Below are 25,797 nucleotides of genomic sequence, written 5' to 3'. Positions count from 1 at the left end.
TCAGGCCTCCTCCCCGGCACCGGCCGGGACGGTGGTGGATCGGGGGAACTCGAGCGGGGCCGCAGCACCGCGCACGGCACCACCGGCGGGCATCGGGGGCACGGGGAAGCCACCGCTGGGGGCGACCGGCTCCTCCGGCTCCTCCTCGCGCTCGCTGCCCAGCAGGCCGAGCAGCAGGACGACCGCGACCGCGGCGCCACCGAAGAGGAGGACCTCCTGGACACCCACGTCGTAGGTGTTGGAGACGTAGCGCATGGTGGCGACCAGGATCGTCCAGCCCAGCGCGACCGGGATCAGGACCTTCCAGCCGAAGGCCATGAACTGGTCGTAGCGCAGTCGCGGCAGCGAGCCACGCAGCCAGATGAAGAAGAAGATGAAGAACAGGACCTTGCCGAAGAACCAGATGACCGGCACGTAGCCCTCGTTGGCACCCTCCCAGACCCGGTCGATCCAGAACGGGGCGCGCCAGCCACCCAGGAAGAGGGTGGTCGCGAGCGCGGAGACGGTGGCCATGTTGATGTACTCGGCGAGGAAGAACAGGGCGAACTTCAGCGAGGAGTACTCGGTGTGGAAGCCGCCCACCAGCTCGCCCTCGGCCTCGGGGAGGTCGAAGGGCGCACGGTTGACCTCACCGACCATCGAGATCACGTAGATGACGAACGACGGCAGCAGGATCAGGCCGAACCACAGGTCCTCCTGGGCAGCCACGATCTCGCTGGTCGACAGCGACCCGGCGTAGATGAAGACCGCGATCAGCGCCAGGCCCATCGAGACCTCGTAGGAGATCATCTGGGCGCTGGAGCGCAGGCCGCCGAGCAGGGAGTAGGTCGAGCCGGAGGACCAGCCGCCGAGCACGATGCCGTAGATGCCGATCGAGGCGATCGCCATCACGAACAGCACGGCGACGGGCATGTCGGTGAGCTGCAGCGGCGTGCGCTCGCCGAACATCGAGACCTCGGGCCCGAACGGCACCACCGCGAAGGTGACGAACGCCGGGATCACGGCAATGACGGGGGCGAGGACGAAGACGACCTTGTCGGCCGCCTTGGGGATCAGGTCCTCCTTCAGCGCCAGCTTGACGCCGTCGGCCAGCGACTGCAGCAGGCCGAAGGGGCCGTGCACGTTGGGGCCGACGCGGTGCTGCATCCGGGCCACGACCCGGCGCTCCCACCAGATGTTGAACAGCGTCAGCAGGACCAGCACGACGAAGACCAGGCCGGCCTTGACCAGCACGAGCCACCAGGGGTCCTGGCCGAAGGCCGAGAGGTCGTCGGCCGCGCGGACCACGCCCGGCGCGACGGACTGTGCCGCCTGGGCCACGGTCTGGGCGATCACGCTCCTGCTCCCTTCACGGTCACCCGGGTGCCGGGTGAGGCGAGACCGGCGAGCACGCCGGCGCCGGTCGAGCTCGCGGGCACCCACACGGTGCCGTCGGTCATGTCGTCGACGACCTCGACCGGCATCGTCACCGAGCCGCGGTCACCGGTCACGGTGACGGCGGCGCCCTCGGCGAGGCCCAGGCCGGCGTACGTCGTCGGGCTGACGCGCGCGACCGCGGGTCGGGCCGTGGCGGCGAGGTGCTTGTCGCCGTCCTGCATCGAGCCGCCGTCGATCATGAGCTTCCACGTGGACAGCGCGAGGCCGTCCTGGCCCTGGGTGGCGGCGGGCTGCACGGGCGTCATGGTCGGGCGCTCGCCGTCCCACGGGCCCAGCTGTGCCATCTCGGCCCGGACGTCGGCGACCGTGCGGAAGCCGAGCGGGGCGCCCTGGCCCAGGGCCGCGAGCTCTTCGGAGATCCCGGCGAGGACGCGCAGGTCCGGCAGCGAGGTCGGCGAGGGCAGCACCGCCTCGAAGGGCCGCGGGCGGCCCTCCCAGGTCAGGAACGTGCCCGCCTTCTCGACCGCGGCGGCGACGGGGAAGACCACGTCGGCGGCGCGGGTGACCTCGGTGTCGCGCAGGCCGAGGGCGACCACGAAGGACGCGGCCTCGATCGCGGCACGCGTGGCTGCGGGGTCGGTGGTGTCGTCGGGCTCCACGCCCGCGACGACCAGGCCGCCGAGCACGCCGTCCGACAGCGCGGCGACGATGGCGTCGGCGTCACGGCCGGGACCCTCGGGCAGCGAGCCGACGCCCCACGAGGTGGCGACGTCGACCCGGGCCGCGGCGTCGGCGACCGGACGGCCACCGGGCAGCAGCGTGGGCAGGCAGCCGGCCTCGACCGCACCGCGGTCGCCCGCACGGCGGGGTACCCAGGCGAGCCGGGCACCGGTCTTGGCGACCAGGTCGGCCACCGCGCTGAACGCACCGGGCACGGCGGCCAGGCGCTCGCCCACCAGCACCACGGCACCGGCGTCGATGCCGTGGTCGGCCCGGCCGAGCAGGTCGGCGATCACCGCCGGCTCCTGGCCGGGGACGGTCGGGACGAGCGTCCCGTGCATCTTGCGCAGGCCGCGGGTGGTGTACGGCGCCAGAGCCAGCACGCGGGTGCCACCGTGGCGGACCGACTTGCGCAGGCGCAGGAAGACCGCGCCGGCCTCGTCCTCGGGCTCGAGGCCGACCAGCACGACCGTGCGGGCCGACTCCAGGTCGGCGTACGTCACGCCGCCGTCCCACGGGCCGGTGAGGGCGACGTGGGCGGCGAGGAACTCCGCCTCCTCGGCGGAGTGCGGACGTGCGCGGAAGTCGATGTCGTGGGTACCGAGGCTGACCCGCGCGAACTTCGCGTAGGCATAGGCGTCCTCGGCGGTCAGGCGACCACCGGTGAGCACGCCCACCCCGCCCGCGGCGTGGAGCCCGCGGGCCGCGACGGCGAAGGCCTCGGGCCAGGACGCGGGCCGCAGCGAGCCGTCCCCGCCGTCCTCGACCCGGTCCCGCACCATCGGGTGGGTGAGCCGGTCGTCGAGGGAGGCGTAGGTGAAGGCGAAGCGGTCCTTGTCGGTCAGCCACTCCTCGTTGACCTCCGGGTCGTCCCCGGCGAGGCGGCGCATGACCTTGCCGCGACGGTGGTCGACGCGGATGGCCGAGCCGCAGGCGTCGTGCTCGGCGACGCTGGGCGTCGAGACGAGGTCGAAGGGCCGGGAGCGGAAGCGGTAGGACTCCGAGGTCAGGGCGCCGACCGGGCAGATCTGGATGGTGTTGCCCGAGAAGTAGGACAGGAACGGTGCGTCCTCGGCGATGCCGATCTGCTGCTGCGCGCCGCGCTCGACCAGCGCGATGAACGGGTCGCCGGCGATCTCGTCGGCGAAGCGGGTGCACCGCTGGCACACGATGCAGCGCTCCCGGTCGAGGAGGACCTGGGGCGAGAGGTTGATCGGCTTGGGGAAGGTGCGCTTGACCCCGCCGGAGCCGGAGGTCGCGAAGCGGGACTCCCCGCGGCCGTTGGACATGGCCTGGTTCTGCAGGGGGCACTCGCCGCCCTTGTCGCAGACGGGGCAGTCCAGCGGGTGGTTGACCAGCAGGAACTCCATCACGCCCTGCTGGGCCTTGTCGGCCACCGGCGAGGTCGCCTGGGTGCTGACGACCATGCCCGGGGCGACCGGCAGCGTGCAGGACGCCTGCGGCTTGGGGAAGCCGCGGCCGTTGCCGGCGTCGGGGACGTCGACCAGGCACTGCCGGCAGGCGCCCACGGGCTCCAGGAGCGGGTGGTCGCAGAAGCGCGGGACCTGCACGCCGATCTGCTCCGCGGCCCGGATCACCAGGGTGCCGGCCGGGACGCTGACCTCGACGCCGTCGATGGTCAGCGTGACGAGGTCGGTCTCGGTCTTGTCGGGGGTGGTCGTCATGCGCTGGCTCCGGCCCGGGCACCGGCCCAGGCGGTCGAGGCGGCCGGGTCGAACGGGCAGCCGCCGTGGGTGAGGTGCGCGAGGTACTCGTCGCGGAAGAACTGGATCGAGCTGGAGATCGGGCTGGTCGCACCGTCACCGAGGGCGCAGAACGAGCGGCCCAGGATGTTGTCGCACTGGTCGAGGAGCAGGTCGAGGTCGGACTCGCTGCCCTCGCCGCGCTCCAGCGCCGCCAGCGTCTGGGCCAGCCACCAGGTGCCCTCGCGGCACGGGGTGCACTTGCCGCAGGACTCGTGCTTGTAGAACTCCGTCCACCGCAGGGTCGCGCGCACCACGCAGGTGGTCTCGTCGAAGAGCTGCAGGGCGCGAGTGCCGAGCATCGTGCCGACCTCGCCCATGGACTCGAAGTCCAGCGGGACGTCGAGGTGCTCGGCGGTCAGCAGCGGCGTCGAGCTGCCGCCCGGGGTCCAGAACTTCAGCTGCCGCGGCTGGCCGTCGGGGCCCTTGCGCATGCCACCGGCCAGGTCGAGCAGCTGGCGCAGAGTGATGCCCAGCGGCGCCTCGTACTGGCCGGGGCGGGTCACGTGGCCGGACAGGGAGAAGATGCCGTAGCCCTTGGACTTCTCGGTGCCCATCGAGGCGAACCACTCGGCGCCGTGCTCGATGATGCTGGGCACCGAGGCGATCGACTCGACGTTGTTGATGACCGTCGGGCTGGCGTAGAGGCCGGCGACGGCAGGGAACGGCGGGCGCAGGCGCGGCTGGCCCCGGCGGCCCTCGAGGCCCTCGAGCAGCGCGGTCTCCTCGCCGCAGATGTAGGCGCCGGCACCGGCGTGGACCACGATGTCGAGGTCGAAGCCGGAGCCGTGGATGTCCTGACCGAGGTGGCCGGCGGCGTACGCCTCCTCGACGGCGTTCTGGACCCGGCGGATGACGTGCAGGATCTCGCCGCGGACGTAGATGAAGGCCTTGTTGGCCCGGATGGCGAAGGAGCTGATGATGACGCCCTCGACCAGGGTGTGGGGGCTGGCCATCATGAGCGGGGTGTCCTTGCAGGTGCCCGGCTCGGACTCGTCGGCGTTGACGACGAGGTACTTCGGCTTGGGGTTGTCCTGCGGGATGAAGGACCACTTCATCCCGGTCGGGAAGCCCGCCCCGCCGCGACCGCGCAGGCCGGAGTCCTTGACCGCGGTGATGATGTCGTCGGGCGCCATCGTGAGCGCCTTCTTGAGCGCGCGGTAGCCGCCGTGCTGCTCGTAGGACTCCAGGGTCCAGGACCGCTCGGCGTTCCAGTTGGCGGTGAGGACCGGCGTCAGGGTGTCGACCATCGCTACTGCGCCTCCTTCTTCTCTGCTGCGGTGGTGGCCGTGGGGGCCTCCTCCTCGACGGCCGCGTCCTCCGCCTCCTGCGAGGCGTCGGTGGCGGCGGCGACGTCGGCCGGAGCACCGGTGAGGTCGGTGCCACGACCGGCGTCCGAGCCCTCGGGCGCGGTCCATCCGCGCTCGGTGGCGATGCCCAGCCCGACCAGGGACGGACCACCGGCGGCGGGGCCCTCGTGGACCCGGCCGTCGGGGAAGCCCGCCAGGACCCGCTCGGCCTCGCGCCAGGTGCACAGGCGCGGACCGCGGGTCGAGGTGACCTCCTTGCCCGCGCGCAGGTCGTCGACCAGGGCGACCGCGGACTCGGGGGTCTGGTTGTCCATGAACTCCCAGTTGACCATCACGACCGGGGCGTAGTCGCAGGCCGCGTTGCACTCGATGTGCTCGAGGGTGATCTTGCCGTCCTCGCTCGTCTCGTCGTTGCCGACGTCGAGGTGGTCCTTGAGGCGGGCGAAGATCTCGTCCCCGCCCATGACCGCGCACAACGTGTTGGTGCAGACCCCGACGTGGTAGTCGCCGACGGGACGGCGCTTGTACATCGTGTAGAAGGTCGCCACCCCGCTGACCTCGGCGGGGGTGATCTCGAGGATCTCCGCACAGGCCTGGATGCCCTCGGGAGTGACCCGGCCCTCGGCCGACTGCACGAGGTGCAGCATCGGCAGCAGGCCCGAACGCGCCTCGGGGTAGCGGCCGGCGATCTCGCGGAGCTCGCCGTAGGTCTTCTCGTCCAGTGCCATTACCGGTCAACGCCTCCCATGACGGGGTCGATCGAGGCGATGGCCACGATGACGTCGGCGACCTGGCCGCCCTCGCTCATCACGCTCGTCGCCTGCAGGTTGTGGAAGGACGGGTCGCGGAAGTGCACGCGGAACGGTCGGGTGCCGCCGTCGGAGACGACGTGCGCACCGAGCTCGCCGCGCGGGGACTCCACCGGGACGTACGCCTGGCCGGCCGGGACCCGGAAGCCCTCGGTCACCAGCTTGAAGTGGTGGATCAGCGCCTCCATGGACTCGCCCATGATGTGCTTGATGTGGTCGAGGCTGTTGCCCATGCCGTCGGAGCCGATCGAGAGCTGGCTCGGCCAGCCGATCTTCTTGTCGGCGACCATGACCGGGGCGCCCTCGAGGCCCGCGAGCCGGTCGGCGGCCTGCTCGACGATGCGCAGCGACTCCCACATCTCGGCCAGGCGGACGCGGAAGCGGCCGTAGGCGTCCGCGGTGTCCCACGTCTGGACGTCGAATTCGTAGTCCTCGTAGCCGGAGTAGGGCTGGGTCTTGCGCAGGTCCCAGGGATAGCCGGTGGCGCGCAGCACCGGGCCGGTGAGGCCGAGCGCGGTGCAGCCCTCGAGGTCGAGGTGGCCGACGCCCTCGAGGCGGGCCTTGAAGATCGGGTTGGCGTTGCAGAGCGCGGCGTACTCGGGGATGCGCTTCTTCATCAGGGCGACGAAGGTGCGGATCTCCTCCAGCGCGCCGACCGGGAGGTCCTGGGCGACGCCGCCGGGGCGGATGAACGCGTGGTTCATCCGCAGGCCGGTGATGAGCTCGAAGAGGTCCAGGACCAGCTCGCGCTCGCGGAAGCCCATCGTCATGACGGTCAGGGCGCCGATCTCCATGCCACCGGTCGCGATCGCGACCAGGTGGGAGGAGATGCGGTTGAGCTCCATGAGCAGCACCCGCATGACCTGGGCCTTCTCGGGCACGTCGTGCTCGATGTCGAGCAGCCGCTCGACGCCCAGGACGTACGTCGCCTCGTTGAAGAACGGGGAGAGGTAGTCCATCCGGGTGCAGAACGTCACGCCCTGCGTCCAGGTGCGGAACTCCATGTTCTTCTCGATGCCGGTGTGGAGGTAGCCGATGCCGCAGCGCGCCTCGGTGACCGTCTCGCCCTCCAGCTCGAGGATGAGCCGCAGCACCCCGTGGGTCGAGGGGTGCTGGGGGCCCATGTTGACGACGACCCGCTCCTCGGCCTCCTCGGCGAGGCCCTGGCTGATCGCGTCCCAGTCCTGGCCGGTGACGGTGAAGACCCGTCCCTCGGAGGTCTCGTTGGTGCCGGCGTACGCGTCGGTGGTGCTCATCAGTTGTAGCTCCTGCGCTGGTCGGGCGGCGGGACCGAACCGCCCTTGTACTCCACGGGGATGCCGCCCAGCGGGTAGTCCTTGCGCTGGGGGTGGCCCGGCCAGTCGTCGGGCATGAGGATGCGCGTCAGTGCGGTGTGGCCGTCGAAGACCACGCCGTACATGTCCCAGGTCTCGCGCTCGTGCCAGTCGGCAGCGGGGTAGACGCCGGTGACCGAGGGGACGTGGGGGTCGGAGTCCGGCGCGGTGACCTCGAGCCGGATCCGGCGGTTCCAGGTCATCGAGCCGAGGTGGTAGACGACGTGGAGCTCGCGGCCGGTGTCCTCGGGGTAGTGCACGCCGCTGACGCCCGCGCAGAACTCGAAGCGCAGCGCCGGGTCGTCGCGGAGCACCTTGACGACGGCCACGAGGTCCTCGCGGCGCACGTGGAAGGTGATCTCGCCGCGGTGGACGACCACGTCGCCGAGGGCGTGCTCGACGCCCGCGGCGCGGGTGCCCGCCTCCAGGGCGTCGGCGACCTCGTCGAACCAGCCGCCGTAGGGGCGCTGGACGGGGGCCGGGAAGGTGACGGCGCTGACCAGGCCGCCGTAGCCGGAGGTGTCACCGGTGCCGGAGACGCCGAACATGCCGGTGCGGACCCCGACCTGGCCGACCTGGCCGGTGGGGGCCGGGACGTTCTCCGGGGACTGCTCGGGCGCGCGCTGCTCGGGGCTCTTGTCGTCGCTCATCGCAGCAGGCCCCGCATCTCGGAGGTGGGCAGGGCCTTGAGGGCGGAGTTCTCCAGCTCCTCGATCTGGGCGCGGCGGTTGGCGCCCAGCTTGGTGTCCTGGACCTGGTCGTGCAGCTTGAGGATCGCGTCGATGAGCATCTCCGGACGCGGCGGGCAGCCGGGGAGGTACATGTCGACGGGCACGACGTGGTCGACGCCCTGGACGATGGCGTAGTTGTTGAACATGCCGCCGGAGCTGGCGCACACGCCCATCGCGAGGACCCACTTGGGCTCGGCCATCTGGTCGTAGATCTGGCGCAGGACCGGGGCCATCTTCTGGCTCACGCGGCCCGCGACGATCATCAGGTCGGCCTGGCGCGGGGAGGCACGGAAGACCTCCATGCCGAAGCGGGCCAGGTCGTACTTCGGACCGCCGGTGGTCATCATCTCGATGGCGCAGCAGGCCAGGCCGAAGGTGGCGGGCCAGAACGACGCCTTGCGGAAGTAGCCGGCGACCCCCTCGACGGTGGTCAGCAGGACTCCGCTGGGGAGCTTCTCCTCAATTCCCATCAGAACATTCCTTCCTCGGGCGACGCTGAGGGTCGCGAGGTGCTGTGCATGCCAAGGCGGACGAGGGAAGGCGACCTTCGTGCGGAGCGCAGCGGAGCGGTCGCCGACCGAGGACAACGCAGGCAGGTGCAGTGCATCGCGATCCTCAGTCCCAGTCGAGGCCGCCGCGTCGCCATTCATAGGCGTAGGCGACGGTGAGGTTGAGAAGGAAGAGCGCGACGGCCACGAGGCCGAACCCGCCGAGGACGTCGAAGTGGACCGCCCAGGGGACGAGGAACATGATCTCGACGTCGAAGACGATGAAGGTCATCGCCACGGTGTAGTACTTCACGGGGAACCGCCCGCCGCCGACCGGCTGCGGGGTCGGCTCGATGCCGCACTCGTAGGAGTCGAGCTTGGCGCGGTTGTAGCGCTTGGGGCCGGTCAGCGTGCTGACGGCGACCGAGAAGATCGCGAAGCCCGCCGCCAGGGCGGCGAGGAACAGGACCGGTGTGTAGAGCTCCATGTGCTCCGACTCTCCTCTCCGGCGCCGCCGCCTGCCGGGCGTCTCGTGACCGGTCCGAGCCGGGCTCCGGGCCCGGCGCGTGACCTTGTGAACGGAATCACGAGGTGGCGCGCCCCACATCTTGCCACTCGCGTGGGCGTGCGACCACCGGGGGGTGGGTGAGGTGCGGACCGGCCTGGATGTGCCGCTGACCTGCGTATTTATCGCACGGGAGCGTTGCTTAATTCAGGGTCAGGCGCGGGCGCGGTGGAGGGCCACGATGCCGCCGGTCAGGTTGCGCCACTCGACCCCGGTCCACCCCGCCTCCTGCAGCAGCGCGGCGAGCCCGGCCTGGTCGGGCCAGGCGCGGATCGACTCCGCGAGGTAGACGTAGGCGTCGGGGCTGGACGAGACCGCGCGGGCCACCGGCGGCAGCGCGCGCATGAGGTACTCGACGTACGCCGTGCGGAAGGGCGCCCACGTGGGGTGGCTGAACTCGCAGACCACCAGCCGGCCGCCGGGGCGGGTCACCCGGAGCATCTCGCGCAGCCCGGCGACCGGGTCGACGATGTTGCGCAGGCCGAAGGAGATCGTCACCGCGTCGAAGGTGTCGTCGGCGAAGGGGAGCTTCGTGCCGTCACCCGCGGTGAAGGGCAGGTGCGGGCGGGCCTGCTTGCCGACCTGGAGCATCCCGAGGGAGAAGTCGCACGGGACGACGGTGGCGCCCTTGTCGTGGAACGGGACGCTCGAGGTGCCGGTGCCGGCCGCGAGGTCGAGGACCCGCTCCCCCGGGACCGGCGCGACCGCGTCGACGACCTCGGTGCGCCAGCGGCGGTCCATGCCCAGCGAGAGGACGTCGTTGGTGACGTCGTAGCGCTTGGCCACGGCGTCGAACATCCGACGGACGTCGGTCGGCTGCTTGTCGAGGTCTGCGCGGGCCACGGGTCGAAGACTAGGCGGTGGGTCCTGGCGCAGGACTCACGCCCACCCGAGGGCGTCGAGGAGCAGCGGCGCCCCGAAGAAGAGCAGGATCCCGAGGACGATCCAGCCTGCGCTGCGGGCCATCGCCGGCCGTTCCTCCGGCAGCACCGCCCGGGGCACGCTGCGGACGGCGGCGAGGACGGCCAGGCCGCCGAGCAGCATCGGCACGGGCACGACCGAGTGGTCGCCGTACAGGAAGCCGACGGCGAAGGCGCCCCCGGCCGACAGGAGCATGATCGTCGCGGCCACCGCCAGGGACGTGCGCCACCGGTCGTGCAGCGCGCGGTTGACCTCAGGATCCGTGATGCCCACGACCGGCACCCTTCCCCGATCCGGGTCGCGGTGACCCTGCTCTCTCGATGTCCGGCGGCCGCCGGGGCGTGAGTAGGCTCGACCCGTGACGAGCGGTGGTGCCATCGGGGACGGGCTCGGGGCTCCCGCCCCTGCCCTGGTCGCCCGCACCGTCGCCATCGACCCCGCGCGGGTCGAGGACCTGCTCGCCCTGCTGCCCGCCGGCGAGGCGCCGGTCACCTGGGTGCGCCGCGGCGAGGGCCTGGTCGGCTGGGGCCGCGCCGCCGAGCTGCGGACCTCCGGGCCGGGGCGCTTCGAGGACGCCTCGCAGTGGTGGACCTCGACCACGGGCCGCGCCGTGGTGCGCGACGAGGTGGGCGAGCCCGGCACCGGGCTGGTGTCCTTCGGGACCTTCGCCTTCGCCGACGACCCCGGTGACTCCGTGCTGGTCGTGCCGGCCGTCGTGGTCGGCCGCCGCGGGGACCGGGCCTGGCTGACCACCGTCGGCCGCGGCCTGGAGCACCTCGAGCACCCGCTGGTCGCCGCCGACGCGCCCGCCGCCCCGACCGGCGTCACCTTCACCGACGGGTCGCTGGACGGCGAGGCCTGGATGTCCGTGGTCGCCGACGCGGTGGCCCGGATCGGGCGCGGCGACCTGGAGAAGGTCGTGCTGGCGCGCGACCTCGTCGCCACCGCCGAGTCCGACGTGGACGTGCGCTGGCCCCTGCGTCGCCTGGCGGCGTCGTACCCCATGTGCTGGACGTTCCACGTCGACGGCATGGTCGGGGCGACGCCGGAGATGCTGGTGCGCCGCGAGCGCGGCCTGGTCACGTCACGGGTGCTGGCCGGCACGATCCGCCGCACCGGCGACGACGAGCGCGACCTCGCGCTGGCCGCGCACCTCGCACGATCGTCGAAGGACCTCGAGGAGCACGAGTACGCCGTCCGGTCGGTCGCCGACGCGCTCGGGCCGCACTGCTCGTCGATGAACGTGCCCGAGGCGCCCTTCGTGCTGCACCTGCCGAACGTGATGCACCTGGCCACCGACGTCGCCGGCGTCGTGCAGGACACCCACTCCTCGCTCGACCTCGCCGCCGCGCTGCACCCCTCCGCCGCGGTCGGCGGCACCCCCACCGCGGACGCCGTCGCGCTGATCGCCGAGATCGAGCGGATGGACCGCGGCCGCTACGCCGGGCCGGTCGGCTGGATGGACGCCGGCGGGGACGGCGAGTGGGGCATCGCCCTGCGCTCCGCCGAGGTCACCGGCCGGACGGTCCGGCTCTTCGCCGGCTGCGGCATCGTCGCCGACTCCGACCCCGAGGCGGAGCTGGCCGAGGCGCAGGCGAAGTTCGTCCCCGTGCGCGACGCGCTGTCCTGACCGCCGAACCGTCACTTCCGAACCCTCGAGCCGTCAGTTCCTGCCCCGGTGCGGCCACCGCCGACGGCTCAGCGGTTCACAGCTGACGGCTCGGCCGGGACCGGGCGCGGCTACAGGTCCGAGCCGTCGGGCAGCCGGAGGTACTCCTGGCCCCGGGGCTCAAGGAAGGTCCGCAGGTGGCCGTCGGCCATGCCGAGAGCCAGCTCGGAGTAGACCTTGTCGTGGATCGCCAGCGTGCGCGCGGCGCCGACGGCCAGGGCGAAGTCGATCGCCTCGGAGATCTTCAGCCACGGCGCCGAGACCGGCGCCAGCAGCAGGTCGACGGGCCGGCCCGGGCCGTCGAGGGCGTCGCCGGGGTGGAACAGGGTCGTGCCGCCGACGTCCAGCAGGTAACCGGAGTTGTGCACCCGGTCGTAGTCGGGGTGGATCACCGCGTGGTGCTCGTTGACCACCTCCACGCCGATCGGGCCGGCGGCGAAGGAGTCGCCGGGTCGCACCCGCTCGACCCGCTCGGCCAGGTCGGGTGCCTGCGCGGCGATCGCGTCCGCGACCTCGCCGATCGTGCGCACCGGCGCGTCCGCGCGGCGCAGCTGCTCGGGGGTCCAGTGGTCGGCGTGCACGTGGGTCACGAGCACGATGTCGGCGCCGTCGACGGCCTCGGGGGCCGTGAACGCACCGGGGTCGATGACCACCGTCGTGCCCTCGTGCTCGACGCGGACGCAGGCGTGGCCGAACTTGGTCAGGCGCATGCGGCCCACGGTAAACGGCTGGGTGCACGACGCGCGCGTGGGTCAGGATGCCGCTCGTGCGCGAGGTGGTGCTGTCCGGCTTGGTCACCGGCTGGGCCATCGCTGTCCCTGTCGGGGCGGTCGCCGCGCAGCTGTTCCTGGTAGCTGCCGGGTCGGGGCTGGGTCGCGCGGTCACCGGATCGCGCGGCCGCCTGGTCACGGGGCTGCTCGCCGCCGGGGTGATCGCCGGACTGGCGCTGCACACGATGCTGGGCTGAGCGCCCGGCCGGGCGTGGCAGCCGAGGAGGGCGCATGGCAGGGACGATCGGGATCACCGGGGTGACGGGGGCCGTGGGCGGCGAGGTCGTGCGGCTGCTCGCCGGCGCGGACATGCGGCTGGACCTGCGGCTGCTGGCCCGCGACCCCGCTCGGGCCCCGGCGGTGGACACCGACGTGCGGCGCTGCGACTACGCCGACCCCGCCGGCGCCCGCGAGGCGTTGCGCGGGGTCGAGGCGCTGCTCATGGTCTCGGGGTCGGAGTCGGCCGACCGCCGGGCGCAGCACCGCACGTTCGTGGCCGCCGCCGCCGAGGCCGGGGTGCAGCACGTCGTCTACACGAGCTTCCAGGGGGCGGCACCCGACGCGACCTTCACCCTGGCCCGCGACCACCACGACACCGAGCAGGCGCTGGCGGCCTCCGGGATGGCGGTGACGCTGCTGCGCGACTCCTTCTACCTCGACGTGCTGCCGTACTTCGCGGACTCCTCCGGGGTGCTGCGGGGACCGGCCGGGACGGGACGGGTCGCGGCCGTGGCCCGGTCGGACGTCGCCGCGGTCGCCGCCGCCGTGCTGCGCGCACCGGCGGAGCACGCGGGTCGCACCTACGAGCTCACGGGACCGGAGGCGCTGACCCTCGCCGAGGTCGCGGAGCGCGCCGGCCGGGTGCTGGGCAGGGACCTGGTCTTCGCCGACGAGACCGAGCAGGAGGCGTGGGACTCCCGGCGGGCGGCGTACCCCGAGGCGGAGGAGTGGCAGCTCGCCGCCTGGGTCAGCACCTACCTCGCGATCCGGGACGGCTCGTGCGCCCGGGTCACCGACGACGTCGAGCGGGTCCTCGGCCGGGCGCCGCTGCGGCTCGAGGACGTGCTCGGGGGCTGAGGGACGGGTCGCGCGCAACCTCGCGACGGGTCAGGGGCGGAGGGCGCGGATGCGGGCGTCGAGGTCGCGGCGGTTGTCGCGGCGCACCCGGACCTCGACGACCTCGAGGCCGCCGTTCGGGGAGGCCAGGGCCTGCTGGAGCTCGGGCAGCGACTCCACGCGCCAGTGGGGCGTGCGGGTGGCGGCGCAGAGGGCCGCGAGGTCGACGTGGTGAGGGGTGCCGAAGACCCGCTCGAAGCGGTCGGCGTGCGCGGGGTCGCCCTGCTCGAGCCCGGCGAAGATCGAGCCGCCGTCGTCGTTGACCACGACGATCGTCAGGTCGGGGCGCGGCTCGTCGGGCCCGAGGACCAGGCCGTTGGCGTCGTGGAGGAACGTCACGTCGCCCACGAGCGCGATCGCCCGGGAGGACCAGGGGCGGGCGAGCGCGGCACCGATCGCGGTGGAGACCACGCCGTCGATCCCGGCGAGCCCGCGGTTGGCGAGCACCTTGCGGCGGTCGCCGACGGCCCACCCGGCGACCATGAGGTCGAGGTCGCGGACCGGGTTGGAGGGACCGACCACCAGCAGCCCCCCGGGAGGTACGGCGGCAGCGACCGCCCCCGCGACCTCGTGCGGGGTCAGGTCCGGCTCGTCGGCCAGCAGCCGGTCGAGCTGGGCGGAGACGGAGCGGTCGGCGGTGCGCCACTCCTCCAGCCAGGCGGGGTCACCGGCCTGCTGCCCGGGGTGCGGCTCGCCCCAGACCAGCTCTCGGTCGACCCGGAACGGCCGCGCGGCCCAGACGCCGGGGGTGGGTGCCGAGAGCACCTCGACGTCCTCGCGGGAGAGCAGCCCCTGCACCGGGCGCGAGAGCGTGGGGTGACCCATGACCACGACCCGCTCGACCCGGTCGGCGAGGTCGGTGGCGAGGAGCAGGCGGTAGGTGCGGACGGGGTGGGTGCCGGTGCGGCACCCGGCGCTGGGCTCGGCCAGCAGCGGCCACCCGGCGCGCTCGGCGAGCACCCGGGCGGGCGGGCCGGCGTCGTCCCCGGCGACGACCACGGTGCGCGGCCCGGGGTCGAGCAGGTCGAGGTGGCGTCCGCGCCAGGCGTGCTTGACCCGCGGCGGGTCCTCGACCCCGGGCAGGTCCGTCCACGGCCGTGCCGGGACGAGCGGGTCGTCGAAGCGGACGTTGAGGTGCAGCAGGCCGTCCAGCGGCGGCACCTCCTCCCCCGGGCCGAGGTCGCGGTGGGGCACCAGCGGGCCGAAGACCCCGGCCTGGTCGGTGGTCTGGTTGGCTCCCGTGCCCCGGAGCCGGGCGGGTCGGTCGGCGGTCACCGCGAGCAGCGGGACCCCCGCGTGGGCGGCCTCGAGCACCGCCGGGTGGAGGTTGGCCACGGCCGTCCCGGAGGTGCAGGTGACCGCGGCGCGGGCGCCGTTCTTGGCCAGACCCAGGGCCAGGAAGCCGGCAGAGCGCTCGTCGATGCGGGTGTGGAGCCGCAGCAGGCCGGCTCGCGCAGCGTCCCAGAGGGCGAAGGAGAGCGGGGCGTTGCGCGACCCGGGCGCCACGACGACGTCGCGGACCCCGGCGTCGAGCAGTGCGGTGACCACGGCCCGGGCGGTGGCGGTGCTGGGCTCGAGCTCCTGGGGGTCGGCGGTCACGAGCGGCGATCCTGCCGCAGCGCCCGCACCGCGGCCAGCCGTGCCTCCCAGTACGCCACCCGGTCGGGTGCGGCGCCCAGCCGGTCCAGGGCCGCGGGCACGACGACCGGTCGGCCCACGGGCAGCGCCCCGTCGACCGGGAGCAACGGTTGCTCGACGACGTCGTCGGTCAGCAGCGACACCGTGGCCAGGCCGCAGGCGTGGTGCAGCTCGGGCAGCGCCGCGGCCAGCGCCACCCCGGCGGCGATGCCGACGGAGGACTCCAGCGCCGAGGACACGACGACCGGCAGCCCGATGTCCTCCGCGATCCGCAGGCACGCCCGCACCCCGCCCAGCGGCTGCACCTTGAGCACGGCCACGTCGGCGGCCTCGAGGTCGCGCACGAGGTAGGGGTCCGCGGCCCGGCGGATGGACTCGTCGGCCGCGACGGGCACGTGCTGCCGACGTCGTACGACGGCGAGGTCGGCGACCTCGGTGCACGGCTGCTCGACGTACTCCAGCCCGCCGGCCGCGCGGTCGAGGACCGGCAACCGGCGCAGCGCGGTGTCGACGTCCCACAGGCCGTTGACGTCGATCCGCACCGCGCCGTCGGGGCCCAGGGCGTCGCGGACCGCCTCGAGCCGGGCCTCGTCCTCGCCCTCGGCCTGCCCGGGCTCGGCGACCTTGACCTTGGCGGTGCGGCAACCGGACGCTGCGACCAGCGCGTGCGCCTGCTCGGCGCCGACGGCCGGCACCGTGGTGTTGACGGGGACCGAGTCGCGCACCGGGTCGGGCCAGTCCCCGGCCGCCGCCTCCTCGGCGCAGCGCAGCCAGGGCTCGGCGACCTCGGGCGGGTACTCCAGGAAGGGGCTCCACTCCCCCCACCCCGTCGCGCCCTCGACGAGCGCGAGCTCGCGGACGGTGATGCCCCGGAAGCGGGTGCGCATCGGGATCGAGACGATCCTCACGACGGTTCCCCCGCCAGCGCGACCAGCGCGACCCGGTCGGGCTTGCCGTTGGCGAGCAGCGGGATCTCCGGCACCGCGAGGACCTGGCGCGGCGCCCACGAGCGCGGTCGTTGCTCGGCCACCCAGTCGCGCAGCTCCTGGGTCGAGGGGACCCGGCCGGGCGACCGCGCGACGACGAAGGCGACCAGCCGGCGGCCCCACTCCTCGTCGGGGACGCCCAGCACCTCGGCGGCGAGCAGGTCGGGGTGCTCGCGCAGCCGCGCCGCGACGGCGGGACCCGGCACGTTGACGCCGCCGGTCACGACCACGTCGTCGACCCGGCCCAGCACGTGCAGCCGCCCATCGTCGTCGAGGCGCCCGGCGTCGGCAGTGTGGAACCAACCGTCGACGAGGACCTCGGCGGTGAGCGCCGGGTCGCCGTCGTACCCGCTGAAGAGCGTCGGCCCGGCCAGCCGGATCCGCCCCGAGGGCCCGAGCGCGACGGCGACCCCGTCGAGCGGGTGCCCGTCGTAGACGCAGCCGCCCGCCGTCTCGGCCGCGCCGTACGTCGCCACGACCCGCACCCCGGCCGCCTCGGCCCGCGCCCGCAGCGCGGGGTCGACCGGCCCGCCGCCGAGCAGGACGGTGTGGAAGGTGCGCAGCGCCCAGACGTCGTCGGGGGTGCTGTGCGCGGGCCGGCCCCCGTCGCCGTCGCCGCCGCCGTCGCCGCCGCCGAGCATCCGGTGCAGCTGGGTCGGCACGAGCGAGGTGAAGCGGTCCGCGGTCGGGTGGGCGCGCATCAGCGCGGCGGTCGCCTCGGCGAACGAACCGTGCTCCTCGGCCAGCACTGGCGCGTGCCCGGCGAGCCAGGAACGGGCCACCACCTGGGCGCCGGCGACGTACGTCGCGGGCAGGGTCAGCAGCCAGGCGCCCTCCGCCCCGACGCGCGACCGGCTGGCCCGCACCGAGGCCAGCACCGCCTCCCGGCCCAGGACGACCCGCTTGGGCCGCCCGGTCGAGCCGGACGTGGCGATGACGAGCGGCTCGTCGTCGTCGCGCTCCAACCAACCCGTGAGGGCGCGCACGGCCTCGGCCGTGCTCCCCGTGAGGTCCATGGCCCCGAGCCTAGGAGACTGCTGGACGATCCGGCCTGCTGCGCGCCGTGATGGCCGCCTTGTCCAGCAGGCTCCTAGGACGTGCGTGTTGAATGGCCCCTCGTGGCGACTCCTGGACAGTGGCTGGCCGGCTCGCGGCCCCGGACCCTCCCCGCGGCGGTCTCCCCGGTGCTCGCAGGCACCGCGGTGGCGGCGTACGTCGCCGAGCCGGTGTGGTGGCGGGCGGCCCTGGCCCTGGTCGTGAGCCTGGCCCTCCAGGTGGGCGTGAACTACGCCAACGACTACTCCGACGGAGTGCGGGGCACCGACGACGACCGGGTCGGTCCGATGCGGCTGGTCGGCTCCGGCGCGGCGAGCGCGTCCGCGGTGAAGCGCGCGGCGTTCCTCTCCTTCGGGGTCGCCGCGGTCGCCGGCCTGGCGCTCGCCGCGGCCACCGCCTGGTGGCTGGTCGCGGTCGGCGCCGTCTGCGTGGCGGCTGGCTGGTTCTACACCGGCGGCGCGCGCCCCTACGGCTACCTCGGTCTCGGCGAGGTCATGGTCTTCGTCTTCTTCGGCCTGGTGGCGGTCGTCGGCACGACCTACGTCCAGACCCGCACGTGGGAGGTCGCCGCCCTGTGGGCGGCCATCGGCATCGGGGCGCTGGCCTGCGCGATCCTGGTCGTCAACAACCTGCGCGACATCCCGACCGACACCCTGGCGGGCAAGCGCACCCTCGCGGTGCTGCTCGGCGACCGCGCCACCCGGGGCCTGTACGCCGGGCTCGTGGCCGCCGCCGGGGCGGCCGTGGTCGGGCTGGCCCTCACCACGAGCGGCTGGGCCCTGCTGGGGCTCGGCTTCGTGCTGCCGGCGCTGCCGGGGCTGCGGACCGTCCTGGGTGGAGCCACGGGGCCCGCGCTGGTGCCGGTGCTCCAGTCGACCGGGGTGGCCCAGCTGGTCTGGGCGGTGCTGGCCGGCGTACCGCTCCTCCTGGTCTGACCTGACCCGACCTCGCCTGGCCGGGGCCGCGGTCACGTGGCCGAGCGGGCGGATCCTTCCGGAACAACGCGCCGGCTCGGCGGGCCCAGGAGTCGGTCAGTCCTGGTCCTCCTTGGCGCGCATCTCCTCGAAGCGGCTGGTGGCCGCGCGCGCCCGGGCGTCGACCCGCTGGGCGAGCGCCTCGCGGGGACCGTTGAGCAGGAAGTAGGAGCCGACGCCGCTGACGACCAGGGCGATGACGAAGGCCCACAGCAGGTTGGCCTCGCCGGCGAGGGGCACCCAGATCCCCAGGACCACGCCGAGGGAGGCGACGAAGAGCAGGATGCGCAGACCGGTGTAGACGACGAACTCCTTCACGGGCTCCAGGGTAGTCGGGCCCCGGGGTAGCCCCACGCGTGCGCTCGCGCCGGCGGGCCCGGCCGGCGCCTGGGGTGGCCCGCGACCGCGGTCGCCCTCACCGGGCGCGACCTACAGTGGAGGCGTGCTCAAGATCCTGCTCGTGGTGGCGCTGGTCGCGGTGGCGGTCTACCTCGTCGTACGGGCGTCCCAAGGCGGTGCGTCCGCGCTGGGCAGGTCCCTCGGCAGGGGTGGTCCGAAGCGGCCGCCCAAGCCGCCGAGGCCCCGGGTCATCGCACCCGACGACGACGAGGACTTCCTGCGCGACCTCGACCGGCGCAAGCCGCACGGCGAGGAGGAGGACGGTCCTGCGGGCTCCTAGCCCGCGACCCCGACCCCCGCTCCCTCCTCCCATCCTCCCGGAGGGACTCCGGACGGCCTCAGGGTCCTTGGTCACCCCGCCGCGGGGAGACGGACCCTGAAGCTGGTCCCGACCCCGTCGGGACCGTCACCGACGGTGATCCTGCCGCCGTGGCGCTGCACGATGGTGCGACAGATCGACAGGCCCATCCCGGTGCCGCCGAGTCCCGTGCCGGGCACCTGCTCGAAGCGCTGGAAGACCTGCTCGCGCATGCCCACCGGGATGCCGATGCCGTTGTCGGTCACGGTCACGTCCACGACGCCGCCGGCCTGGGTCCCGCTCACGACGACGCGCGGCTCGACACCGGCAGGCACGAACTTCACTGCGTTGCCGACCAGGTTGTCCATGAGGTGCTGCAGCGCCCGGTCGCGGGAGGTCGCGTGCAGCAGGAGGTTGGCCACCATCCGGTCCAGCCGCTGGGCGCCGTGGTGCAGGCGCGCCAGCAGCGCGGCCACCTCCACGGCCCACGTCCCCAGACATGCCCCCACGCACGCCAGCGGCCGGCCACCGAGGTGGCCGGCCGCTGGTCGGGTGGAGCGGTGCCGGGAGCCCGGCCCGGGTCGGTCGACGGTCAGTCGACGACGGGGACCTCCGCCGGCGCGATGACCGCCGCGTCGGCGTAGGAGTGCATCGAGGAGGTGGAGAAGTAGTTGATGCCGATGAAGTTGAACCACAGGGTCGCCATGCCGACGAGGGCGAGGATCGCGGCGTTGCGGCCCTTCCAGCCGGCGGTGGCGCGGGCGTGGAGGTAGGCGGCGTACACGACCCAGGTGATGAAGGCCCAGACCTCCTTGGGGTCCCACGACCAGTAGGACGCCCAGGCCTCGTGAGCCCAGATCGGGCCGGTGATGAGCACGGCGAAGGTCCACACGGGGAAGGCGAAGGCGTGCATCCGGTAGGACACCCGGTCCAGCACGGCCGTCGAGGGCACCCGGGCGAGGTAGCCCGTGGCGGTGGCCGTCCCACGACGCTCGGCGCGGTCCTTGAGCAGGAACAGCGTCGAGGCGATGCCGCCGAGGGTGAAGGCGCCGGTGGCGATGATCGCGGAGACGACGTGGATGACCAGCCAGTAGGAGTTCAGCGCCTCGCGCAGCGGACCGACGGGCTGGTAGAGCCAGATGACGGCGACCATCAGCAGCGCCAGGACCACGCCGACCACGATCGGGGCCATCCACGCGAGGCCGAAACGCTTGCGCGTGGCGAGGTAGAGCGCAGCGACGACGAAGGTGCCGGAGATCGTGAACTCGTACATGTTGCCCCACGGCACGCGGGCGGGCTCGGCGGCCATGCCCCGGGCGACCAGCGCCACCAGGTGGACCGCGGCGGCGAGCACGGTGAGCAGCAGACCGAGGCGGGCCGACATCGCGACCCGCTCCGTCGTGCGCTCGTCGGGGGTCACGGAGACCGGCGGGTCGACCGGTGCTCCGGCACCCACGGCGACCGGCTCGCGCGCCTCGGACCGGGCCGTGGCCTCCACGGGCACCTTGCGCAGCAGCGACCACTCGGCCAGGTGGGCGAGCAGGGCGAGGAAGTAGACCACGCCGGCAGCGGCGATGGCCTGGTTCGAGAGCGCCTCCCAGGCGGTCTGCGTCATCGGTCCTCCTGTGTGGGGTGGAGCGCCTCCACGATAGCCAGGCGCAGGTCGTCGACCACGGCGGCGGTGTCGCCACCACCCGAGCGGTCCAGGGCGGCGAGGTCGACGCGCGTGCCGCCGCCGTCCTCGCCGTCGGGCACGGCGGCGACGCGCAGCCACACGCGCCGGGGCCGGATGAACAGCGAGCCGCACAGGCCCACCAGCGCCAGCACCACGCCGCCGAGGGCGATGCCCTTGCCAGGGGTCTGGCTGACCTGCACGCGCACCCAGGGCGTGACCGACTCGAAGGTCACCGACCCCAGGCCGTCGGGCAGCTCGACGGTGTCGCCGACGGCGAGGTCCAGCCGCAGCGGTCGGCCGTCCTCACGCTCGAGCTGCGTGGCGTTCTCCTTGTCGAGGATGTAGACCGACTGGGACTCGCCGTCCTCCAGGCCGAGGTCGCCGGTGTAGACGTTGACCGAGACGACCGGGTTCTGGTCGTCGCCCATGACGTTGAAGGGGTCGCCGTCGACGCTGGCGAAGAAGGGGTAGAAGAACCCCTCCAGCCCGATCGCCTGCGGCTCGGCTGCCAGCGCCTTGACGACGCCGAAGGAGAAGAAGCTGGCGTCCTGGGGCAGGAAGACCGTCGGGCCGGAGTAGGCGACCTCGCCGTCGCCGCCGCGCACCGTGATGACCGGCGCGTAGCCGTGGCCGACGAGGAAGACCTCGCTGTCGCCGATCCGCAGCGGGTGGTTGACCCGCAGGTCGTAGGTGCGGTCCTGCTCGCCGGGGGCGGTGCGGTAGGTCAGACCGGCCTCGAAGCCCTGGGCCTGCCCCTGCCCCGGCCCCTCGGTCAGCCACTCGACGTCGAAGCGGTCGACGTCGAAGGAGAAGGGCTCCATCTCGTCGGCGGTGAACAGCGAGCCGGGCACGAAGTCGTCGTACTGCGTGAGGTTGTTGGAGAAGCCCTGGCCCTCCAGCAGGATCACGCCGCCCTTGTAGCCGAGCAGCCCGCCCATGGCGAAGCCCACCAGCACCACGATCACCGAGAGGTGGAAGAGCAGGTTGCCGGCCTCGCGGAGGTAGCCACGCTCGGCGGCGACCGTCAGCTCCTCGCCGTCCTGGGCCGGCCGCAGCCGGTAGCGCCGACGGCGCAGCTCGGCGCGGGCGGCCTCGAGCACCTGCTCCGGCGTCGCCGCGACGACGTACGACGTGTGGTCGGGCAGCCGGTCGAGGTGGCGGGGTGCCCGGGGCGGGACCGCGCGGGCCGCGCGCCAGTAGTGCTTGGTGCGCGGCAGGATGCAGCCGACCAGGCTGACCATGAGCAGGACGTAGACGGCCGCGAACCACGCCGAGCCGTAGACGTCGAAGAGCCCGAGCCGCTCGTAGATCGGCGTGAGCGTCTCGTGCTGCTCCTTCCACTGCCGCGCGCCGAAGGAGTCGACGCTCTCCTGCGGGATGATCGAGCCGGGCACCGCGGCGAGCGCGAGCAGCAGCAGGAGCACGAGGGCGGTGCGCATCGAGGTCAGCTGGCGCCACACGTAGCGGCCCAGCTCGCGGGCGTCGAGCTCGCCGGCGCGGCGGACCCCGGGGTCGGGTGCCGCGGCGGGGCGTTGCTGCTGGTCGGTGCTCACACGGCCACCTCGAAGTCGCTGACGAGCTGGATCTGGATCCAGGTCACGGCCTGGTCCCACAGCCCCGTCACGAGCAGCACGCCGACCAGGACGAGCATGCCGCCACCGGTCCTGGTCACCCACTGCTGGTGCCGACGCACGAAGGCGACGGCCGTGAGGGCGCGGCGCCAGGCGAAGCCCGCCAGCACGAACGGCACGCCGAGGCCCAGGGAGTAGAAGGCCAGCAGCAGCGCGGCGCGCCCGGCCGTGCCCTCGTCGTACCCCAGGCCGAGGATCACGCCCAGGGTCGGGCCGATGCAGGGGGTCCAGCCCAGGCCGAAGAGGAAGCCGAGGACCGGGGCGGCGGCCAGGCCGACCGCGGGCACCTTGTGGATGCGCAGGTCGCGCTGGAGCCAGGGGAGGGCCTTGGCGAAGACGCCGATGAAGGCCAGCCCGAGCACGATCGAGAAGATCCCGAGCCCGACGTCGAGGGCCTGCTTGTTGACCAGCAGCCAGGTGCGCATGCCGCCGACGGCCGCACCCAGGATGACGAAGACGACGGTGAAACCGAGGACGAAGAGCACCGACCCCGCGACCATCCGGCCCCGGCGCACCTCGCCGGAGGCGAGGTCGGCGCCCGACAGGCCCGTGGCGTAGGAGAGGTAGCCCGGCAGCAGCGGCAGCACGCACGGGGAGAAGAAGGAGACCAGCCCGGCGAGCACGGCCACCGGGACGGCCAGCACCAACGACCCGGACAGGGTCGTGGCCTCGAGCCACTCACCCATCGGTGCTCCCGGAAGGCTCCCCGGAGGCGTCCTCGGAGGTGGACGTGGCGGGCGGGGGCGCGGGCGGGCCGCCGGCGTCCTCGACCAGGTCGGTGAGGGTGGTGCGGCTCGGGATCTCGCCGTTGATCAGCGAGACCACGACGCCGTCCTCGTCCAGCACCAGGGTGGTCGGGGTCGCACGTGGCGCCGTGCGGCCGGTGAAGGCGAGCAGGGCGTTGCCGTTGGGGTCGTAGATCGAGGGGTAGTCGACCTCGCGGTCGATCTCGAACGCCCGGGCGTTGGCGGCGCTGGTGTCCTGGATGTTGATGCCGAGGAAGTCCACGTCGCCGTCGTAGGCGTCGTAGAGCTCGGTGAGCATCGGCATCTCCTTGATGCACGGCCCGCAGCCGCTCCACCAGACGTTCACCACGGTGACCGTCCCGGGCGTGAAGGTGTACTCCTCGCCCGTGGTCGTCTCGCCGCCGAGCTCGACCGGCGGCTGGCGGTCCTCGGCGTCGAACTCGACGACGCCGCCGTTGCCGGGGACGTAGTCGAGCTCGCCGGTGCCGACGAGGTCGGAGCAGCCGGCCAGCAACAGCGAGGCAGGCAGCAGGACGGCGGCGAGCAGGGTCCGGGGGGTGCGGCGCATGTCAGGGACGGCGCTCCTCGGGGGCGCCTCCGGCGGAGAACGGCGCGCCCTTGTCGCCGACGGGGATCAGGTCGCCGGCCGGCTCGGAGTAGGTCAGCGAGGTGATCCGGTCGCCGCGGAAGTGGATCGAGGTCAGCGAGCAGAGCGTGCACTGGCGCTTGCGCGGGTCGTGGAGGAAGGGGCGGCCCTCGAGGGAGAGCCGGGTGATCCAGATGGGCAGCTGGTGGGAGACGACCACGGCCTCGTGGCCCTCGGCCGCGGCGCGGGCGTCCTGCAGCGCCTCGGTCATCCGGGCCACGACCTGCTTGTAGGGCTCGCCCCACGAGGGCCGGAAGGGGTTCCACAGATGGCGCCAGGCGCTGGGCTTCCTCAGGGCGCTCCTGCCGGCCCCGAAGGTCTCGCCCTCGAAGACGTTGGTCGACTCGATGACACGGGGATCGGCGTGCACCTCGAGCCCGCGCACGGCCGCCAGCGGCGCGATCGTCTCGCGGGTGCGGTCGAGCGGGGACGTGACCAGGTGGACGATGTCCCGGTCGGCGATGGTGTCGGCGACCCGCTCGGCCATCCGGCGGCCGAGGTCGGAGAGGTGGAACCCGTCGCGCCGGCCGTAGAGGATGCCGTCGGGGTTGTGGACCTCGCCGTGGCGCAGCAGGTGGACGATCGTCTCGCTGGTCACGCGGCACCTCCAGCGGCGGCGGCCGCACGGGCGGCAGCGGGCAGGGCGTCGAGCACCGTCTGCACGGCCTCCTCGTCGTGGGCGGAGGACAGGAACCAGGCCTCGTACGCCGACGGCGGCAGGTAGACACCCGCGTCGAGCATGGAGTGGAAGAACGCGGCGTACGCCGTGGTGTCGGTGCGGGAGGCGTCGGTGAAGTCGCGCACCGGACCCTCGCAGAGGAAGACGGAGAACATCGTGCCGGTGGACTGCACGGTGTGCGCGACGCCGGCGGCGCTCAGCGCCTCGGTGGCGGCGGCCTTAATGGTGTCGGCCGCGCTGCCGATGTGGTCGTAGACGTCCTGCGTCGCAAGCCGCAGCGTGGCCAGGCCGGCGGTCGTGGCGATCGGGTTCCCGGAGAGCGTGCCGGCCTGGTAGACCGGCCCCTCCGGCGCGAGGTGGGACATCACGTCGGCACGACCGCCGAAGGCCGCGGCCGGGAAGCCACCACCCATCACCTTGCCGAAGGTGACCAGGTCGGGGCGCCAGCCCTCGGGCCTGCCATCCAGGCCCCACTGCCCCTCGCGTGTGACGCGGAAGCCGGTCATCACCTCGTCGGAGACGAAGAGCGCTCCGTGCTCCGCGCAGGTCTCGGCGAGGAAGTTGTTGAAGCCGGGGTCGGGCGGGACGACGCCCATGTTGCCGGGGGCGGCCTCGGTGACCAGGCAGGCGATCCGGTCACCGTGCTCGGCGAAGACCTGCTCGACGGCCGCGCGGTCGTTGTAGGGCAGCACCAGCGTCAGCTCGGTCGAGGAGGCCGGGACGCCCGGGGTGCCGGGGAGCGCAAAGGTGATCAGGCCGGAGCCGGCCGAGGCCAGCAGCGCGTCGACGTGCCCGTGGTAGCAGCCGGCGAACTTCACGACCACGTCGCGACCGGTGAAGCCGCGGGCGAGCCGGATCGCCGACATGGTGGCCTCGGTGCCGGAGGAGACGAAGCGGACCCGCTCCACCGACGTGCGGGCCACGATCTCCTCGGCCAGCTCGACCTCGGGCTCGGTCGGGGTGCCGTACGACGTGCCCCGGGCCACCGCGGCCTGGACCGCGGCCTGGACCTCCGGGTGGGCGTGCCCCAGGAGCATCGGCCCCCACGAGCAGATGAGGTCGACGTACCGGTTGCCGTCGACGTCGGTCAGCCAAGGGCCGGACGCGGAGCGGATGAAGCGCGGGGAACCGCCGACCGCGTTGAACGCGCGGACCGGCGAGTTGACCCCGCCCGGGGTCACCGCGTGGGCACGCTGCATCAGTGCTCGGGAGGCGGGGGCTGCGTCCGGGCGCTCGAAGGTGCTCACTGCTTCATCATCCCCGAGCACCGGGCGCCACCCCAGTCGGGGCGGCGTGCGGTGGGCCACGTCACGCCCGTCGGCCGGGTCGGTCGCGGGCCTGGCCCGGACGTCCCCTCGACCACCCGGAGCCCCGAGTGGTCCAGACCACGGCTCATCTCCCGCACCGACAGGCCGTTTCGCCGTCATAGGTGGCGGGCAGGCTAGTTGTCCGATTGGCAGACAACGCAGTGCAGGCGTAACTCAGGCGTGACACCC

27 protein-coding genes are annotated in these 25,797 nt (G+C 73.4%); 5 read left to right on the top strand and 22 right to left on the bottom strand.

The annotated features are described in order from the left end of the window. The 10 genes from nuoH to ACYVID_RS08340 form a co-directional block, all read right to left on the bottom strand. Positions 1–1,287: an NADH-quinone oxidoreductase subunit NuoH gene (nuoH, locus tag ACYVID_RS08385; protein WP_460736280.1), complete on the bottom strand. Its 1,287-nt coding sequence runs from the start codon at positions 1,285–1,287 to the stop codon at positions 1–3. Positions 1,288–1,331: 44 nt separating this feature from the next. Then, positions 1,332–3,782, bottom strand: a complete 2,451-nt coding sequence (locus ACYVID_RS08380) for an NADH-quinone oxidoreductase subunit G (RefSeq protein ID WP_460736259.1) — start codon at positions 3,780–3,782, stop codon at positions 1,332–1,334. Continuing rightward, positions 3,779–5,110: an NADH-quinone oxidoreductase subunit NuoF gene (nuoF, locus tag ACYVID_RS08375; RefSeq protein WP_460736258.1), complete on the bottom strand. Its 1,332-nt coding sequence runs from the start codon at positions 5,108–5,110 to the stop codon at positions 3,779–3,781. Before nuoF ends, ACYVID_RS08380 begins: the two co-directional genes overlap by 4 nt. A 2-nt stretch (positions 5,111–5,112) precedes the next feature. Further along, positions 5,113–5,898: an NADH-quinone oxidoreductase subunit NuoE gene (nuoE, locus tag ACYVID_RS08370; RefSeq protein WP_460736257.1), complete on the bottom strand. Its 786-nt coding sequence runs from the start codon at positions 5,896–5,898 to the stop codon at positions 5,113–5,115. Continuing rightward, entirely contained in the window at positions 5,898–7,235 is a 1,338-nt protein-coding gene (locus ACYVID_RS08365) for an NADH-quinone oxidoreductase subunit D (protein ID WP_460736255.1), read from the bottom strand. The genes nuoE and ACYVID_RS08365 overlap by 1 nt, the downstream gene beginning before the upstream one ends. Continuing rightward, entirely contained in the window at positions 7,235–7,963 is a 729-nt protein-coding gene (locus ACYVID_RS08360; protein WP_300643952.1) for an NADH-quinone oxidoreductase subunit C, read from the bottom strand. Before ACYVID_RS08360 ends, ACYVID_RS08365 begins: the two co-directional genes overlap by 1 nt. After that, the gene (locus tag ACYVID_RS08355) at positions 7,960–8,514 is read right to left on the bottom strand and encodes a NuoB/complex I 20 kDa subunit family protein (RefSeq protein WP_300643953.1); all 555 of its coding nucleotides are present in this window, start codon (positions 8,512–8,514) and stop codon (positions 7,960–7,962) included. The genes ACYVID_RS08360 and ACYVID_RS08355 overlap by 4 nt, the downstream gene beginning before the upstream one ends. 145 nt (positions 8,515–8,659) lie before the next feature. Then, entirely contained in the window at positions 8,660–9,019 is a 360-nt protein-coding gene (locus ACYVID_RS08350; RefSeq protein WP_460736253.1) for an NADH-quinone oxidoreductase subunit A, read from the bottom strand. Positions 9,020–9,250: 231 nt separating this feature from the next. After that, positions 9,251–9,973 (bottom strand): demethylmenaquinone methyltransferase, encoded by a 723-nt coding sequence (locus tag ACYVID_RS08345; protein WP_460736279.1) that lies wholly within the window; start codon positions 9,971–9,973, stop codon positions 9,251–9,253. Positions 9,974–9,976: 3 nt separating this feature from the next. Then, positions 9,977–10,291 (bottom strand): hypothetical protein, encoded by a 315-nt coding sequence (locus ACYVID_RS08340; protein WP_300643956.1) that lies wholly within the window; start codon positions 10,289–10,291, stop codon positions 9,977–9,979. Between the two features lie 85 nt (positions 10,292–10,376). Here ACYVID_RS08340 and ACYVID_RS08335 point away from each other — a divergent pair, with 85 nt between their 5' ends. Then, positions 10,377–11,648 (top strand): isochorismate synthase, encoded by a 1,272-nt coding sequence (locus tag ACYVID_RS08335; RefSeq protein ID WP_460736250.1) that lies wholly within the window; start codon positions 10,377–10,379, stop codon positions 11,646–11,648. A 110-nt stretch (positions 11,649–11,758) separates the two neighbouring features. On the opposite strand, the gene ACYVID_RS08330 is transcribed toward ACYVID_RS08335, so the two are convergent. After that, positions 11,759–12,397 carry an MBL fold metallo-hydrolase gene (locus tag ACYVID_RS08330; RefSeq protein WP_460736248.1) on the bottom strand — a complete coding sequence of 213 codons (639 nt, stop codon included), beginning with the start codon at positions 12,395–12,397 and terminating at the stop codon, positions 11,759–11,761. Positions 12,398–12,453: 56 nt separating this feature from the next. Here ACYVID_RS08330 and ACYVID_RS08325 point away from each other — a divergent pair, with 56 nt between their 5' ends. Both ACYVID_RS08325 and ACYVID_RS08320 read left to right on the top strand, forming a co-directional pair. Further along, positions 12,454–12,654: a hypothetical protein gene (locus ACYVID_RS08325; protein ID WP_460736246.1), complete on the top strand. Its 201-nt coding sequence runs from the start codon at positions 12,454–12,456 to the stop codon at positions 12,652–12,654. Positions 12,655–12,688: 34 nt separating this feature from the next. Next, positions 12,689–13,534, top strand: a complete 846-nt coding sequence (locus ACYVID_RS08320) for an NAD(P)H-binding protein (RefSeq protein WP_460736244.1) — start codon at positions 12,689–12,691, stop codon at positions 13,532–13,534. A 30-nt stretch (positions 13,535–13,564) separates the two neighbouring features. On the opposite strand, the gene menD is transcribed toward ACYVID_RS08320, so the two are convergent. The 3 genes from menD to ACYVID_RS08305 are packed head-to-tail and all read right to left on the bottom strand — an operon-like array spanning position 13,565 to position 17,213. Beyond that, the gene (gene menD / locus ACYVID_RS08315) at positions 13,565–15,172 is read right to left on the bottom strand and encodes a 2-succinyl-5-enolpyruvyl-6-hydroxy-3-cyclohexene-1-carboxylate synthase (RefSeq protein WP_460736242.1); all 1,608 of its coding nucleotides are present in this window, start codon (positions 15,170–15,172) and stop codon (positions 13,565–13,567) included. Beyond that, positions 15,169–16,119: an o-succinylbenzoate synthase gene (locus tag ACYVID_RS08310; RefSeq protein ID WP_460736240.1), complete on the bottom strand. Its 951-nt coding sequence runs from the start codon at positions 16,117–16,119 to the stop codon at positions 15,169–15,171. Before ACYVID_RS08310 ends, menD begins: the two co-directional genes overlap by 4 nt. Beyond that, the gene (locus ACYVID_RS08305; RefSeq protein ID WP_460736238.1) at positions 16,116–17,213 is read right to left on the bottom strand and encodes an AMP-binding protein; all 1,098 of its coding nucleotides are present in this window, start codon (positions 17,211–17,213) and stop codon (positions 16,116–16,118) included. The genes ACYVID_RS08310 and ACYVID_RS08305 overlap by 4 nt, the downstream gene beginning before the upstream one ends. A 102-nt stretch (positions 17,214–17,315) precedes the next feature. Between ACYVID_RS08305 and ACYVID_RS08300 the strand changes: the two genes are divergently transcribed. Next, positions 17,316–18,188, top strand: coding sequence for a 1,4-dihydroxy-2-naphthoate polyprenyltransferase (locus ACYVID_RS08300; RefSeq protein ID WP_460736236.1), 873 nt, complete (start codon positions 17,316–17,318; stop codon positions 18,186–18,188). A 96-nt stretch (positions 18,189–18,284) separates the two neighbouring features. Here the strand turns inward: ACYVID_RS08300 and ACYVID_RS08295 are convergent, their stop codons facing one another. Beyond that, the gene (locus ACYVID_RS08295; protein WP_460736234.1) at positions 18,285–18,545 is read right to left on the bottom strand and encodes a DUF4229 domain-containing protein; all 261 of its coding nucleotides are present in this window, start codon (positions 18,543–18,545) and stop codon (positions 18,285–18,287) included. 124 nt (positions 18,546–18,669) lie between these two features. Here ACYVID_RS08295 and ACYVID_RS08290 point away from each other — a divergent pair, with 124 nt between their 5' ends. Beyond that, positions 18,670–18,906, top strand: coding sequence for a PLD nuclease N-terminal domain-containing protein (locus ACYVID_RS08290; RefSeq protein WP_460736232.1), 237 nt, complete (start codon positions 18,670–18,672; stop codon positions 18,904–18,906). A 71-nt stretch (positions 18,907–18,977) separates the two neighbouring features. On the opposite strand, the gene ACYVID_RS08285 is transcribed toward ACYVID_RS08290, so the two are convergent. The 7 genes from ACYVID_RS08285 to hemL all read right to left on the bottom strand — a co-directional run bounded on the left by ACYVID_RS08285 (position 18,978) and on the right by hemL (position 25,500). Continuing rightward, entirely contained in the window at positions 18,978–19,406 is a 429-nt protein-coding gene (locus ACYVID_RS08285; RefSeq protein WP_460736230.1) for a sensor histidine kinase, read from the bottom strand. Positions 19,407–19,516: 110 nt separating this feature from the next. After that, positions 19,517–20,539, bottom strand: coding sequence for a c-type cytochrome biogenesis protein CcsB (ccsB, locus tag ACYVID_RS08280; protein ID WP_460736228.1), 1,023 nt, complete (start codon positions 20,537–20,539; stop codon positions 19,517–19,519). Beyond that, positions 20,536–22,152 (bottom strand): cytochrome c biogenesis protein ResB, encoded by a 1,617-nt coding sequence (resB, locus tag ACYVID_RS08275; protein WP_460736226.1) that lies wholly within the window; start codon positions 22,150–22,152, stop codon positions 20,536–20,538. Before resB ends, ccsB begins: the two co-directional genes overlap by 4 nt. Further along, positions 22,149–22,916: a cytochrome c biogenesis CcdA family protein gene (locus tag ACYVID_RS08270; protein WP_300643969.1), complete on the bottom strand. Its 768-nt coding sequence runs from the start codon at positions 22,914–22,916 to the stop codon at positions 22,149–22,151. The genes resB and ACYVID_RS08270 overlap by 4 nt, the downstream gene beginning before the upstream one ends. Beyond that, a complete protein-coding gene (locus ACYVID_RS08265; RefSeq protein WP_460736223.1) occupies positions 22,909–23,544 on the bottom strand; it encodes a TlpA family protein disulfide reductase in 636 nt (211 codons plus the stop codon). Before ACYVID_RS08265 ends, ACYVID_RS08270 begins: the two co-directional genes overlap by 8 nt. 1 nt (position 23,545) lies before the next feature. Further along, positions 23,546–24,220, bottom strand: coding sequence for a histidine phosphatase family protein (locus ACYVID_RS08260; RefSeq protein ID WP_460736221.1), 675 nt, complete (start codon positions 24,218–24,220; stop codon positions 23,546–23,548). Continuing rightward, positions 24,217–25,500: a glutamate-1-semialdehyde 2,1-aminomutase gene (gene hemL / locus ACYVID_RS08255; RefSeq protein WP_460736278.1), complete on the bottom strand. Its 1,284-nt coding sequence runs from the start codon at positions 25,498–25,500 to the stop codon at positions 24,217–24,219. The genes ACYVID_RS08260 and hemL overlap by 4 nt, the downstream gene beginning before the upstream one ends. Positions 25,501–25,797 lie beyond the last annotated feature (297 nt).

The organism is Nocardioides ginkgobilobae, assembly GCF_054781275.1.
The sequence above is the reverse complement of the archived record's forward strand: the minus strand, read 5'-3'. Positions and strand labels throughout refer to the sequence as shown.